Annotated in this window: 10 protein-coding genes; 9 read left to right on the top strand and 1 reads right to left on the bottom strand. The window is 71.5% G+C overall.

Annotated elements, in window-relative coordinates:
- Positions 1 to 24 precede the first annotated feature (24 nt).
- From GA0070604_RS14815 to GA0070604_RS14790, 5 genes are all read left to right on the top strand, one after another.
- Entirely contained in the window at positions 25 to 3,753 is a 3,729-nt protein-coding gene (locus tag GA0070604_RS14815) for a VWA domain-containing protein (protein WP_141721299.1), read from the top strand.
- 4 nt (positions 3,754 to 3,757) lie between these two features.
- Positions 3,758 to 4,381: a Pvc16 family protein gene (locus GA0070604_RS14810; protein WP_091118476.1), complete on the top strand. Its 624-nt coding sequence runs from the start codon at positions 3,758 to 3,760 to the stop codon at positions 4,379 to 4,381.
- Positions 4,382 to 4,384: 3 nt separating this feature from the next.
- On the top strand, positions 4,385 to 6,481 hold the full coding sequence (locus GA0070604_RS14805; protein ID WP_244161904.1) for an ATP-binding protein: 2,097 nt from the start codon (positions 4,385 to 4,387) through the stop codon (positions 6,479 to 6,481).
- 108 nt (positions 6,482 to 6,589) lie between these two features.
- Positions 6,590 to 7,345 carry an eCIS core domain-containing protein gene (locus GA0070604_RS14800; RefSeq protein ID WP_091118475.1) on the top strand — a complete coding sequence of 252 codons (756 nt, stop codon included), beginning with the start codon at positions 6,590 to 6,592 and terminating at the stop codon, positions 7,343 to 7,345.
- A 434-nt stretch (positions 7,346 to 7,779) separates the two neighbouring features.
- A complete protein-coding gene (locus tag GA0070604_RS14790; RefSeq protein ID WP_167363473.1) occupies positions 7,780 to 11,160 on the top strand; it encodes a hypothetical protein in 3,381 nt (1,126 codons plus the stop codon).
- On the opposite strand, the gene GA0070604_RS14785 is transcribed toward GA0070604_RS14790, so the two are convergent.
- Positions 11,157 to 11,780 (bottom strand): hypothetical protein, encoded by a 624-nt coding sequence (locus GA0070604_RS14785; RefSeq protein WP_091118472.1) that lies wholly within the window; start codon positions 11,778 to 11,780, stop codon positions 11,157 to 11,159. The genes GA0070604_RS14790 and GA0070604_RS14785 overlap by 4 nt on opposite strands.
- Before the next feature lie 166 nt (positions 11,781 to 11,946).
- Here GA0070604_RS14785 and GA0070604_RS14780 point away from each other — a divergent pair, with 166 nt between their 5' ends.
- From GA0070604_RS14780 to GA0070604_RS14765, 4 genes are read left to right on the top strand one after another with little or no spacing between them, the layout of a single operon-like run.
- On the top strand, positions 11,947 to 13,482 hold the full coding sequence (locus tag GA0070604_RS14780) for a phage tail sheath family protein (RefSeq protein ID WP_091118471.1): 1,536 nt from the start codon (positions 11,947 to 11,949) through the stop codon (positions 13,480 to 13,482).
- A gap of 24 nt (positions 13,483 to 13,506) precedes the next feature.
- The gene (locus GA0070604_RS14775) at positions 13,507 to 13,950 is read left to right on the top strand and encodes a phage tail protein (RefSeq protein ID WP_091118470.1); all 444 of its coding nucleotides are present in this window, start codon (positions 13,507 to 13,509) and stop codon (positions 13,948 to 13,950) included.
- A 4-nt stretch (positions 13,951 to 13,954) separates the two neighbouring features.
- Entirely contained in the window at positions 13,955 to 14,404 is a 450-nt protein-coding gene (locus GA0070604_RS14770) for a hypothetical protein (protein WP_091118469.1), read from the top strand.
- Entirely contained in the window at positions 14,401 to 14,559 is a 159-nt protein-coding gene (locus GA0070604_RS14765; protein ID WP_091118468.1) for a DUF6760 family protein, read from the top strand. The genes GA0070604_RS14770 and GA0070604_RS14765 overlap by 4 nt, the downstream gene beginning before the upstream one ends.
- The last annotated feature ends 7 nt before the right edge of the window (positions 14,560 to 14,566 follow it).

Raw genomic sequence — 14,566 nt, 5'->3', positions numbered from 1 at the left:
GGGGCAGCCACGGTGGTGGCACTGGTGAGCACGGGAGGTGTCGTGCGCTGGGGCAGCCGCCGTTGGGGAGTCGTGGTGCTCGCGTTGTTGGCCGGGCCGGCCGTGGCTGCCCCCGAGCCATCGGTCCTGCCGGCATCGGCGCCCACATCACCCCGGGCCGAGGTCGACTACCGGCTGGGCTACACCAGCTTCGAACGCCCGACCCTGATGATCAGCATCGCCGCCGCCGGAAGGCCGCAGCCGCTGCTGTCCGAGGCCGAACGCGGTGACGCCGAGCAGGAGGCCGACGCGCGCGCCGGCCGGGTGGTCTGGGTGGGACGGAAGGCAGCCGCCGGGGGCGCGGATCTGCCCGGCGGGCTCTACCTGCGCCGGCCCGGGTCGGCACCGTTGCGGCTGGTCGGCGGCCCCGGCACGATCGAGCACCCCGCCCTGTCCCCCGACGGGCGGCGGGTCGCCTTCACCAGCGACCGGGCGGGCAGTGCCGACATCTGGGTCGTCGGCGTAGACGGCGCCGGGTTGCGTCGGCTCACCGACCACCCGGCCGAGGACAGCTGGCCGACCTGGTCCCCCGACGGCACCAGGATCGCGTTCGCCAGCACCCGCGACGACCCCGCCGGCGATCTCTGGGTGCTGCCCGTCGCGGGTGGCGCCCCGGCACGGCTCACCGACGGTCCGGCCGCCGACGGGCAACCCGCCTGGTCGCCGGACGGCCGGCGGCTCGCCTTCACCACCACCCGCTTCGCGCCGGCCAGCGCCCCGAGCCTGCGTACCGTGGCCACGGTGGCCGCGACGGGCGGCCCGGTGACCAGGGCGGTGCCCGGCCCGGGCGACGCCGCGGAGCCGGCCTGGTCCGCCGACGGCACCCAGCTCGCCTTCACCACCACCCGCGACGACCCGTCCGGTGACGTGTACGTCCTCCGGGCCGGCCGGATCGTCCCGGTGGCCACCGGGACGCTGCCCCAGCACCAGCCGGCCTGGCAGGGTAACGACCTGCTGTGGACGGCCACCGAGGTGGACGGCACCACCGACGTGTGGAGCGCCGACGCCACCGGTGGCGACCGTCGGGACCACACCGCCCGGCCCGGGCTGTCCGAGACCGGGCCGGCGTTCAGCCCGGACGGGCTCCGGCTGGCCTACAGTGCCGAGCAGCCCGGCGGCGGCGCCCGCATCGTCGTCGCCGACGCCACCGGCGCCAACCCACAGCTTTTCGCCCCGCCGGGCACCGTCGACGGCGACCGCGACACCGACCCGACCTGGTCGCCGGCCGGGGACGCGATCGCCTTCAGCCGGCAGCCGTCGGGCGGCGAGGCCCCGTCGCGCATCCTGGTCGTCTCGGTCGCCGACGCGCGGCTGCTCGCCGAGGTGCCGATGCCCGCGTACCTCACCGGGAGCGACACCGAGCCGACCTGGTCAGCGGACGGCCGTCAGTTGGCCTTCGCCCGGTACGCCTCGGCCCGGGACAGCGATCTGGCGACCCTCGTCGTGGACCGGCCCGCCCGGCCCGGGAGCACCTTCACCGTGCAGCAGTCGGTGCGCACCCCGGAGATCCCGCCCCGGCCGGACATCGTCTTCCTGGTCGACGACACCGCCTCGATGTCCCAGCCCGGCGAGGGCGGTTCGAGCGTCATCGAGCAGCTCAAGGACCGGCTGCCCGGCGTGATCGGCAACGTCCGGAAGAGCCAGCCCGAGGCCCGGTTCGGTCTCGCCACGTTCAGCGGTCGCGCCGACGTCGGCGGTCCCTACGACGAGTTCATGTACTTCCCACGGCAGCCGGTGACCGACAAGGACGACGCGGTCTACGACGCGGTCGGCCACCTGACGGCACAAAACCCGTACGGCACGGAGAACTGGTTCTACGCGTTGCGGCAGCTCGCCCGCAACGACCGGATCAACTTCCGCCCGGACAGCAGCCGGGTGGTGGTGCTGATCAGCGACACCGACAGCGTGGACAAGACGGCCCCGCCGCCCGAGGAAGGCACCATCGCCGAGGCCGACCTCATCCGCGAGTTGCGGGCCGCCGGGATCGCGCTGATCGGCGTACCCATCGTCGGCGCCGACTTCGAACGCGGCCTCAACTACGACGGCGCGGCGGGGCGGATCACCGCGGCCACCGGTGGACGGCTCACCGCCAACAGCGACCCGGCGGACATGATCGACGCGGTGGAGAAGGCCATCCGCGAACTCACCGTCACCGTGAAACCCAGCGCCACGTGCGAGGACGGGCTCTCCGTCGAATTCGACCCCGACCCCGCCCGGGTGGCCGCCGGCGAGCGGGCGGTCTTCGCGGAAACCGTCGCGGTCGCGCCGGGAGCGGCACCCGGTTCGGTGCTGCGCTGCACGGTGCGCTTCGACCTCGAACCGCCGCAGGCCGGGTCGGACGCCGTACAGGAGTTGGTCGTCCGGGTCGCCCGACCCGGCCTGCCGCTGGTCCAGGTCGACGACGTGCAGGTGGCGCCCACCGGGCCGGACGGCGCGCGGGTGACCTACCGGGCGTCAGCGGTGGACAGCGCCGAACGGCCGCTGCCGGTGCGGTGCGAACCGCCGTCCGGTTCCCTGTTCCCGATCGGGCAGACCGTGGTGACCTGCACAGCGACCGACAGCGCCGGTCGTACCAGCTCCGACACGGCACTGATCGTGGTGGCGGACCCGGAGATCGCGGGTAGCCGGATCTGGCTCGCCCGCCTCGACGGCAGCGTCGCCGGCACCCTGACCGTCACCGACCAGTGGGACCTCAGCGCGCGGGTGGGTGACCCCTGCCCGACCCGATCCGCCGACGGTGCTCCGGCCTGGTCGCCGGACGGCTCCGCGATCGCGTTCGTCGACAGCGGCCACGACCTGTGCGTGGTGGCGCCCGACGGCACCGGCGCGCGGCATCCGCTCCCGGCGGCCGACCGAGACGACCGCTGGGCGGCGGACCCGGCCTGGTCGCCGGACGGACGCCGGATCGCGGTGGCGTTGGAGCAGGCCCCGCCGGGTCTCCGGTCGACCGAACCCGCGGACATCGTGGTGCTGTCCGGTGGCGGCGGCCCGCCCACCACGGTGATTCGGGAGGTGGGCAGCCAGCCGACGTTCCAGCGGCTTCCGGTACCCGACCTGAGTCTCGGCGTGTCGGTGGGCGGCCAACCCGGCTACGTCGGCGGCGATCCGATCCCGGTCACCTTCACCATCCGTAACTCGACCCGTCTGCCGGCCGACAACGTCTGGCTGGAGGTCGCCGCGCCGGCGTCGCTGCTGCCCCCGCACGCCGCCGACCCGCGCTGCGCCGCCGACCGTCGGCTCTGCCTGCTCGGTACGCTCGGCCCCGGCACCCAGCAGGTGATCACCGTGGTGCTGCCGCCGCAGGCGGCGGTCACCGGCACGGTCACCGGCCGGCTCGCCGCCACCGTCCGGGGGGTGCCGGCGTCGCGTACCGCGCAGGCGCCGGTCCGGGTGCTGGCGCCACGGGTACGCCTCGACCCGGCGATCGGCCCGCCCGGCTTCGTCACCGCCGCGATCGGCACCGACTTCCCGGCCGGGGCGCGGGTGCGCCTTCGCTGGGCGCCGGGGATCACCACCACCCCGGACACGGTGACCGTCGGCGCGGACGGCAGCTTCCGTACCCAGGTCCTGGTCCTACGGAAGGACACCCTGGGGCCGCGGGACCTGACCGTCAGCCCGGTCTCGGGTCGCGCCTTCGGCCCGGTACGCGCGCCCGAGCCGTTCCTGGTGGTGCCGCGCGGGATCGGCCCACCCGCCTTCGGGAGCCGGGGGTGACGGGGTGATTCATGAGATCGACGACGCGCTGCGCCGCCTGGTCCGCGAGGAGGCGCTGCCGAGTTCCAGCGTGGACATCGTGTTGGAGGCGCCGACGAAGGAGTGGGCGGCCCGCCGTAACGCGCCCACGGTCAACATCTACCTCTACGACATCCGAGAGGACCTGCGCCGCCGCTCACGCGGGCTGATCAACGAGTACGACGAGCAGGGGCAGGTGACCCGACGGGTCGCCCCGCCCCGCTACGTGAAGCTTTCCTACCTGGTCACCGCGTGGACGCAGCGGCCGGAGGACGAGCATCGGCTGCTCTCCTCGCTGCTGCTGTGCTTCCTGCGCCTCGACGCGCTGCCGCCGGCCGTGCTGGCCGGCTCGGTGGCCGCGATCGGCATGCCGGTGCCGATGACGGTGGCGCTGCCGCCCCCGGAGGATCGGGCCTTCGCCGACGTCTGGACAGCGCTGGGCGGCGAGTTGAAACCATCGCTGGACCTGGTGGTCAGCGCCCCGGTCGACAGTGGCCGCGAGGTGCCGGTCGGACCGCCGGCCCGCGAGGGCGTGGTCGCCGAGGTCGCCGACCGGACCGGCGGCGGACACGACCGGGTCCGGCACCGTCCGGCGCGTACCGGAGGCTGAGCGGTGGTCGGGGAGGCGCTGGTGCTGCTGCGCCGTCTGCAGCGGGTGGAACTGGCGGTACGCGCGGCGGTGGCACACCGCCGGGAGAGCGACCCGCAACCGGATGACCCGTTCCGGGGGCTCTACCTCTCCGACGAGGCGGTCGACGCGGCCCTCGCCGCCGCTCGCGAGCCGTTCGAGCCGTGGCCCGCCGATCCCGTCGATGCTCCGGCGGCCACGACGACCGACGCCACCGGCACGCCCGACGCCTCCGCCGCCCGGTGGGCCGACGGACGGTCGGGGACGCGATCCGACGACCGGCTGGCCGCGCTGGCCGCCGCGGCCGGGCTGACCCCGTTGGACGAGGCGCTACTGCTGGTGGCCCTCGCCCCCGACGTGGACAGCCGGTTCGAGCAGTTCTACGGGTACCTCAACGACGACGTCACCCGCCGCCGCCCCTCGATCGGCCTGGCGCTGCGGCTCTGCGGGCTGCCCGAGGCGGCCGCGTCGGCCCGGCTCCGGCTCACCGCCGGAGCGCCGCTGGTCGACCTGGCGCTGCTGCGGGTGGACTCCCCCGACCGGCCGGTACTCAGCCGCGGTCTGTGGGTGCCCGACCGGGTCGGCGGCTGGCTGCTCGGCACGGAGGCGCCCGAGTCGCTGCTGATCGGCCTCGCCGAACCGGTCGCCCCGACCGCGCCGTCCCCGCCCGACGCGGAACCGCTCGGTCGCGCGCTGGATCGGGCCGGGGTCCGTCTGGCGTACCTGCGGGAGAGCCCCGGCGGCAGCGCCTGCGCGCTGGCGGCGGCCGCGCTCGACCGGGCCGGGCGTGGCGCCCTCGCCGTGGACCTGCCCCGACTGGCGGCCGAGGCACAGCCGGCGGAGCTGGCCACCCTGCTGCTACGGGAGGCGTTGCTCACCGGGGCCGGCCTGGTGGTCGGGCCGGTGCACGGCGATGAGCCGTGGGCCGTCTGGTCCCGGCTGACCGCCGGGCCGGTACCGGTGCTGGCGTACGGGACGCAGCCGTGGGATCCCACGTGGTCCGCACTGGCGCCGCTGCAGGTGGACGTCGCGCCGCTGACCGCCGACGAGCGGGCGGCCGTGTGGCGATCGGCTCTGCCCGACCGGCTCGCCGACGGGGTCGACCCGGCCGCCGCCACCGCGCAGTTCGTACTGGGCGCACCGGCGATCCGGCGGGCCGCCGCGGTGGCCGCGCAGCTCGCCGCCGCGTCCGGCGATCGGGTCGGCGAGGCGCACCTACGGGCGGGTGCGCGTACCCAGAACGCGGCGGGCCTGGAGCGGCTGGCCCGGCGGATCGTGCCGGAGGTCGGTTGGGACGACCTGGTGTTGCCGGCACCGACGTTGTCCCTGCTGCGTGAGCTGGCCGGGCGGGCCCGGCACCGGGACCGGGTGCTGCGCGAGTGGGGGATGCGCCCCGGTGGTGGGCGCGGGCACGGGGTGACGGCGCTGTTCGCCGGTGACTCGGGCACCGGCAAGACGATGTCCGCCGAGGTGGTGGCCGGCAGCCTCGGGCTGGACCTGTACACGGTCAACCTGGCGACCGTGGTGGACAAGTACGTCGGGGAGACGGAGAAGAACCTGGAGCGAATCTTCGGCGAGGCGGCCGGGGTGAACGGGGTGCTGCTCTTCGACGAGGCGGACGCGATCTTCGGTAAGCGCTCCGAGGTACGCGACGCGCACGACCGGTACGCCAACATCGAGAGTGCCTACCTGCTCCAGCGGATGGAGACCTTCGACGGGCTGGCGGTGCTGGCCACGAACCTGCGGGCCAACCTGGACGAGGCGTTCACCCGGCGACTCGACGTGGTGGTGGACTTCCCCGTGCCCGACGAGGCGGCCCGGCGGGCGCTGTGGGACCGGTGTCTCGGCGACCGGGTGCCCCGCGGCACCGACGTGGACCTGGACTTCCTGGCCGGCGCCTTCGAGTTGGCCGGCGGGCACATCCGCTCCGCCGCGGTGACCGCCGGCTATCTGGCCGCCGGGGCAGGCCGGCCGGTGGGGATGGCGGAGCTGGTCGGCGCGGTCGGCCGGGAGTACCGCAAACTCGGCCGGCTGACCCTGGAGAGCGAGTTCGGTCCCTGGCTGCCGCTGGCGGTCGGCTGATTGCCCTTTCGGGCAGGCGGCGGTGCCCCCGCGTCGGCCGGGCAGGGCTGGCCCGCTCCCCTGCCCGGGGTGGACGGTCGATACAGGCCCGGTGTGAGGGGGTAGACCATGCGCGGACACCGTGAGTTCGACTCGGAGGCATCGGTACGACCCGCCGGCGACCGGCTCGGCCCGGTCGACCGGGACAGCGACGCGCTGATGTATCAGGCCGCCACCGCCGGACGGCCCGACGTGCTCGGCGCGTCCGGGCTCCTCGGCCTGCAACGGGCGGTCGGCAACCAGGCCGTCGGCGAGCTGGTCGAGCCGGCCGAGGACCGCTCCCCCGTACACGACGTGGTCAACTCCGGCGGTGGGTCCCCGCTGCCGGCCGACGTCCGCACCGACATGGAGACCCGCTTCGGCGGGCAGGACTTCTCCGACGTCCGGGTGCACACCGACGGAGCGGCGCACGAGTCGGCAAAGTCGGTGAACGCGCAGGCGTACACGGTCGGGTCGAACATCGTCTTCCAGCGCGACAGCTACGACCCGGCCTCGCCGACGGGCCAACACATGCTCGCCCACGAGCTGACCCACGTGGTGCAGCAGCGCAGCGGCCCGGTGGACGGCACCGACAACGGCGGCGGGGTCAAGGTCAGCGACCCGTCCGACCGGTTCGAGCGGGAGGCCGTCGCCAACGCCGACCGGCTGATGTCCGCGCCGGCGTCGCCCACCTCGGCACCAGCGGTCCAACGCGCCGTCGACCACGACGGTCATGACCATCCGACCGTGCAGCGCGAGGAAGAGATGTCCGAGGAGGACGAGTCGGCACAGACGTACGTCCAGCGGCAGGAGGCCGGCGAGGAAGAGGAGGAGTCCGCGGAGTAGGCGTACCCGGATTTCGATCGCGGCCGAAGGGCCGGGAGTCGGGGGGTCGAGTGAAGGCACCGGCCGAGGAGCGCGACGGGCGCCGGGATGCCGTACGCCGTCCTGCCCTGCCGGTGTCGCAGCGGGCCGCGAGTGACCCACCGACTCTCGCCGAACCCGCAGTCGAGCCTCAGCGAGCGTCGCCGGCCCGGCCGATGAGCCCGGCGGCAGCACAGCGGTTGCAGTCCGCCGCCGGTAACCGCGCGGTATCCGCCCTGATGGCCCAGCGTCGTACGGCCTCGGCCAGGCCGGCCAAGCCGAGCCGCTCGGCACCGGCAGGGAGCCGGCGGACCGGTTCGTCGGGTACGGCTTCGCCACCGGCGCAGCGGTCGCCGGCTGGAGCGGGACCGACGACCGGCACCCTGGCCGGTGCGGGTGGTGCCCCGACGGTCGAGGTGCCGGTGCAGCGGCTAGCGACCGATGCGGGTCCGGTGCACCGGCCTGGGCCGCAGGCGGATCCGAAGTTCGCGGCGTTGAAGGCGGATGTGCGGGGCAAGCAGAAGTTGCTGGCCGCCCATCCGCCCGCGAAGTCGGAGGCGGCGAAGGCGCAGGGCGCCGCCAAGCCGCCGCAGGACGACAAGGAGGCGCAGGGCAAGGCGGCGAACGCGGAGAAGATGAACGCCGCCAAGCCGGGCGAGTTCGACAAGGCCGCGTTCATCCGGGCGGTGAACGAGGCGATCGCGGCGCAGGCGCCGAAGAACCTCGACGAGGCCGACAAGTTCGGCGACTCGGGCAAGGCGGATGCGGTCAAGGGGCAGGTCCAGGGCCAGGTCACCGACGGCAAGAAGGCGTCGGCGAACGCGATCGAGACGACCACCAAGGCGCCGCCGGACACGTCGAAGGCGGTCGACAAGCCGGTCACCCCGCTGGTGGCGGACAAGCCACCGGCCACCCCGGGCACGCCGGGCACGCCGGATCCGGCGAAGGCCGTGCCGGACAAAGCCCCGCCGGCGGCGACGGACCTCTCGGGTGGGCCGAAGCAGGTCGACCAGCAGATGGCCGAGGCGCAGGTCACCGAGGAGCAGCTGGCCAAGTCCAACGAGCCGGAGTTCACCGGGGCGTTGAAGGAGAAGAACGCCGCCGAGCAGCACGCAGCCACCGCGCCCGGTCAGGTGCGCGCCGCCGAGGCGCAGACACTGGCCGGGGCGAAGGCGGCGGCCGGTCAGGCGGGTGCGGCGGCGATGACCGCCCTCACCGCCGACCGCAAGAAGGCGGGCGCCCAGGTCGGGGCGGGCAAGGAGGAGGCGAAGTCCGCCGACGAGGCCAAGCGTGCCAAGGTCACCGCGATCCTGCAGAAGGTCTTCGACGCGACGAAGAAGGACGTCGAGGGCATCCTGTCCGGACTGGACAAGAAGGTCGACGACCAGTTCAGCGCGGGCGAGAAAGCGGCGCGAGACGCGTTCACCGCCGAACACAAGCGGCGGATGGACGAGTACAAGGACAAGCGCTACTCGGGGCTGCTGGGCAAGGGCCGGTGGCTCAAGGACAAGTTCGCCGGCCTGCCGGAGGAGGCCAACCAGATCTTCGTCACGGCCCGCAAGGGCTACGTCGACCGGATGCAGCAGGTCATCTCCGGTGTCGCCGACACCATCGGCGCGGAACTGGGCCGGGCGAAGCAGCGCATCGCCACCGGCCGTAACGAGTTGCAGGCGGAAGTGAAGAAGCTCCCCGCCGACCTGCAGGCGATCGGCAAGGAGGCGGCGGGCGAGTTCTCCGGGAAGTTCGACGAGCTCACCGAGCAGGTCAACAACAAGGGCACCGAGCTGGTGCAAACCCTCGCGTCGAAGTACAACGAGGCACTCAAATCGGTCGACGAGGAGATCGCCGCCGAGAAGGAGAAGAACAAGGGCCTGGTCGCCAAGGCCGTCGACGCCGTCGCCGGGGTCATCAAGACCATCATGCAGCTCAAGGACATGCTGATGGGTGTCCTGGCCAAGGCCGCCCACGCGGTCATGGCGATCATCAAGGACCCGATCGGCTTCCTCGGCAAGCTGGTCTCTGCGGTCGGCGCCGGCCTTCGGGCGTTCATGGCGAACATCGGCGAGCACCTGAAGAAGGGCCTCGTCGGCTGGCTCACCGGGGCGATGGCCGGGGCCGGGCTGGAACTGCCGGCGAAGTTCGACCTGCGCGGCATCGTCATGATGATCGGCTCGCTGCTCGGGCTGACCTGGGCGGCCATCCGTGGGCGGATCGTCAAGCGGGGCGTGCCCGAGCAGGCCATGGGCGCGGTCGAGCAGTCCGTGCCCGTGGTGCAGAAGGTCCAGGCGCAAGGCCTCGGCGGCATGTGGGAAGAGATCAAGGAGAAGGTCGGCGACCTGAAAGCCAACCTGTTCTCCAAGATCAGCGAATACCTGATCCCGACCATCCTGATGGCTGGCATCACCTGGATCATCAGCCTGCTCAACCCCGCCTCGGCATTCATCCGCGCGGTCAAGATGATCATCGACTTCGTCACGTTCATCGTGACGCAAGGGGCCCAGATCATCGAGTTCGTCAACTCGGTCCTCGATGCCATCATCGCGATCGCGGGCGGCGGGCCGGGTGGGGTGCCGGCCCTGGTCGAGAAGGCCCTCGCCCGGTCCGTGCCGGTGCTGATCGGGGTCCTCGCCGCGGTACTCGGCATCGGCGGGCTCGCCCAGAAAGTCCAAAAGTTCTTCAAGGCCCTGGCCAAGCCGGTCATGAAGGCCGTCGACTGGGTCGTCGGCAAGATCGTCGGACTCGGCAAGAAACTGTGGGCGAAGTTGAAGGCAAAGTCCACCAGCCTACGGAACCGGGCGGGCGGCCGCCGGGGACGCGACGAAGCGCAGACGGAGCGCAGCGCGCGGGTCCGGGCGGGAGTCGCGGCGGACCTTCGTGGCCACCTCGGCGCGAAGGCAAGCCCTCGCCACATCAAGGACGCGACCGCGACCGTCTGGAACAAGTGGCGCAGCCAGGGCCTCAAGGAGCTGCACGTCGTCAGTTCCGACCCCAACGCATCCAGGTTCGGGTTCTTCGTTCGGGCGAGTGCCAAGACCAAGGTCGTGGAGGTAGATTGCGATCTTAGCAAGGACCCCCGAGCCAACGAACAAGACCACTTCCAACCCCAGCAACCCTTCCGGATACCGGTTGACGTGGCACTCGACAAGAATATCGCGACACGGGCACAAGCCAACCTGTCCTGGCCTGCTCGACTGAACAAGCTCGCCACGCTGCAGAGCGCAGTGCTCCGGAGCGGCGACAGGTTCTGGCTTACCAACGAGGACGGCAGCCGTGAGTTGGTGCCGCGCCGAACGCTCGGGACCTGGGTGAAGAAGGGAAAGATCGAAAAGGAGAGCATCTCGGAAAAGGGTGCGCATGCCGAGGTCGCCGTACTGGAGCGACTCAAGGGCAATTGGGGATCCCTCCCACAGGCGCAGGAGTTCAAGGAAGCCCTGCAGTACGACCCGATCTGCTGGTTGGCGCTTCACATAACGAGGAGCCCGTGCCTGCCCTGCGCGGATTCCATCCTGAGCATGACCGACTTCGCCAGGGACAAGAGCTGGACGATGAAGACCAAGGTCTCTGCCCTATCCCTCTACCACTCCGAGGGGACGGACAGCTCCGAGGCGAAGAGCGCTCTGGCCAAGCTGGCCGGTCGAGGGGTACAACTGTCCGTCATGCCGATGTCCGACAAGGACAAGAAGAAGCTCGTTGCGAGCGACCCGGAGCTGGCCCGCCAGATCGGACGCAAGCAGCTGAATCTGTCCCAGGCGATCGAGGACGCGAAGAAAACGGCGGAGAAGCGCTACACCGACTAGGACCCCTCGTGCCCGCGATCCCACAGGGTGAGCCCGAGCAGGTTACCCGCCGTCACCCTGACGTTCTCACTCACTTGCGGCGACTCGCTAACGCGCCGCACCAAGGGCTCGAACTGTCGCCACCGGAGATAGAAGGCAGCACCCAGAGCTGCCAGCAGCACAAGCGGGTCCGAATCATCAAGGCCCGTGCGGACGGCACCGTAGACGGTCGGGTCGTAGTCGGCGCTCTCGGTGGCAGCAACAAGACGGAAGGCCGCTATCCGCTCCTCGTCGGAACGAGCCTCGGACAACCGCTCAATAATCTCGGGCCAGGAGAAGGCGGGAAACCGCTCCCGTACCTCATCCGCCAGCCGGTCGCGCTCGTCTCCCGCCACGACCACGTAGGAAAGGTCGAGGGGGGCGCTCTGGATCAGTCTGACCGTGCTGCCGTTGTCGGTCCGCCACAGAAACTCCGGCGACTCCTCCCCGCGCGCGGCTCGAACAGATCTCTGATCTAGCTGCCAGCCGCGGTCCCGCGCAAACCGCGAGAAATCCTCAAATGTCGTCCTGTCCCGAGGAACCAGATTTATCTCCGCCATCTGCCACCCCTCAAGATGATCGACATCTATGAGCTTGCTCAAGATATCTCAGCCGTTCATCCAGATCATCGATGAATCGCCGGGAGCCGCAGTCGGATGCCCGAACGTGCAAACGAATTTTCCCGATCAAGCGGCCCAGCGGACGTGTAGACGCTGGCCCGTACGCGGGACGCTCGACTCGACCCTGACTGAGGGACGAGGAGGCGTGATGCCCAACTACCTGGCGCCGGGCGTGTACGTCGAGGAAGTGGAGTCCGGCTCCCGCCCGATCGAGGGCGTCGGCACGGCGGTCGCCGCGTTCGTCGGCTTCGCCGCGCAGGGGCCGTTCAACACCCCGACCCTGGTGACCAACTGGAGCCAGTACTCGCAAATCTTCGGCGAGTTCGCCCCGGACTGCTACCTGGGCCACGCCGTTTACGGGTACTTCATGCAGGGCGGCGGGGCCGCGTACATCGTCCGGGTCGGCGGCGACCGGGCCAGCGAGGAGGCGTTGCCGGCCGCGCCCGCGCCAGCCGCGGTCCTCGGCACGTACCGGGTGGTCGCCCGCGCGCTGCCCGAGGGCACCCCGGAGGACGTCACGGTCGAGGTCGCCGACCCGCCGGAGGGTGCCGGCGAGGACCGGTTCAACCTGGTGGTCAAGCGCGGCGGCCAGGTGGTCGAGACCTTCGAGTCGGTGACCACCAAGCGCGGCAAGGACAACGTGGTGACCGTGGTCCGCGAGCGGTCGAAGCTGATCACGATCGAGGAGGCGGCGCCGACCGGCCAACTGGCCCGCCCGTCCGGTGGCGAGGTGGCGCTCACCTCCGAGCCGCCCGCGGTCGGCGCGCCGGAGACCGTGTCGGCGGACGAGTACGTGGGCGACGCGGCGGAGCGTACCGGGTTCGGCGGTCTGGAGGCCGTCGACGAGGTGACCATGGTCGCGGTGCCCGACCTGATGGGGGCGTACCAGCGCGGCGCGATCGACCTGGAGTCGGTGAAGGCCGTGCAGTCGGCGATGATCGCCCACTGTGAGCTGATGGGCGACCGGATGGCCATCCTGGACCCACCGCCAGGCCTGTCGGCGCAGCAGGTCAAGGAGTGGCGCACCGACCAGGCCGGTCACGACTCGAAGTACGCCACTCTCTACTACCCCTGGATCAAGGTGTTCGACCCGGTGACCGGCACCAACCGGTTCATGCCGCCGTCGGGCCACATCGCCGGCGTATGGGCGCGCAGCGACGGCGCGCGGGGCGTGCACAAGGCACCCGCCAACGAGCCGATCCGGGGCGCGGTCGCGTTGGAGACCCAGCTGACCCGCGCGGAGCAGGAGCTGCTCAACCCGCTCGGCATCAACTGCATCCGTGCCTTCCCCGGCCGCGGCATCCTGGTCTGGGGCGCCCGCACCCTGTCGTCCGACCCGGCCTGGCGCTACCTGAACGTGCGGCGGCTGTTCAACTACCTGGAGGAGTCGATCCTCAACGGCACCCAGTGGGTCGTCTTCGAACCCAATGACGACATGCTCTGGGCCCGCATCCGCCGCACCATCAGCGCGTTCCTGATCAACGAATGGCGGCGGGGCGCGCTGTTCGGCCTCACCCCCGACGAGGCGTTCTTCGTCAAGTGCGACCGCGAGACCAACCCGGCCGAGAGCATCGACGCCGGCCAGGTGATCTGCCAGATCGGCGTCGCACCGGTGAAGCCCGCCGAGTTCGTGATCTTCCAGCTGGCGCAGATCTCCGGCGGCACCAGCCTGGTCAACGAGTAGTCCCCGTAGCGTCAGGAGGCAGTCGTGCCGCTCCCCGATTTCGACTCCGCCGTCGGCCACTCGTTCGGGCTGGAGGTGGACAGCATCGTCATCCGCCAGATCACCGAGGTCACCGGCCTCAAGATGGAGCAGGACGTCATCGAGTACAAGTCGAACACCGCCGACGGCAAGTTCGTGGTCCGTAAGGCGCCCGGCGCGCCGAAGGCCGGCGAGGTCACGTTGACCCGGGGCCTGACCGCGGACAACAGCTTCGAGCGGTGGATCAAGGACTGCCGCTTCGGCAAGATGGGCGACGCCCGCAAGGGCGGCGCGATCATCGTATTCGACTACGAGGGCATGCCGATCAAGCGATACAAGCTCACCAACGCGTGGGCGAAGAGCCTGGAGATCAGCTCACTCAAGGCCGGCGACACCAGCGTGCTCACCGAAAAGCTCGTGGTGACGTACGAGTCGATGGAGGTCGAGTAGCCCCATGCGCCGTACGTCGTCGCTCGTCCCGCCGCCCGGTCCCGAGTTGGCCGAGCCGCCCGCCGTCGCCCCGCGACGCGAGACGCTGCGCACGGAGTTCCCGTTCGAGCTGCCCCGCGGCTACGTGGACGGTTCCGGCACGGTGCACCGGGACGGGGTGATGCGGCTGGCGACCGCGCGGGACGAGTTGGTGCCGCTGCGCGACGACCGGGTACGGGAGAACCCGCCGTACCTCACCGTCGTACTGCTCAGCCGGGTGATCACCCGGATCGGCACGGTGGTGGACGTGCACCCCGGCGTGGTGGAGGACCTGTTCGCCTCCGACCTGGCGTTCCTGCAGGACATGTACCGGCGGATCAACAGCGAGGGGCACACCCGCGCGAGTGTGGTGTGCCCGGAGTGTCAGCACCGATTCGCGGTCGACCTCGCCGGTGGGCGCCTGGGGGAATCGTGACGTACGCGGCCGACCGCATCTACGCCGAGGTCGCGTACGTCGCCTACCACTTCCACTGGTCGCTGGACGAGATCCTCGACCTCGAACACGGCGAGCGGCTGCGGTACGTGGCCGAGATCGCGAGCATCAACACCCGGATCAGTCAGGGACGGTGACCCGATG

This window comes from Micromonospora eburnea (assembly GCF_900090225.1).
Taxonomy (GTDB): Bacteria; Actinomycetota; Actinomycetes; order Mycobacteriales; family Micromonosporaceae; genus Micromonospora; species Micromonospora eburnea.
This window is presented reverse-complemented; position numbering and strand designations above follow the sequence as displayed.

Excerpts from the sequence above, each read along its gene's own strand:
- GA0070604_RS14780 (WP_091118471.1), top strand. The coding sequence starts at position 11,947 with ATGCCCAACTACCTGGCGCCGGGCGTGTACGTCGAGGAAGTGGAGTCC.
- GA0070604_RS14770 (WP_091118469.1), top strand. The coding sequence starts at position 13,955 with ATGCGCCGTACGTCGTCGCTCGTCCCGCCGCCCGGTCCCGAGTTGGCC.
- GA0070604_RS14800 (WP_091118475.1), top strand. The coding sequence starts at position 6,590 with ATGCGCGGACACCGTGAGTTCGACTCGGAGGCATCGGTACGACCCGCC.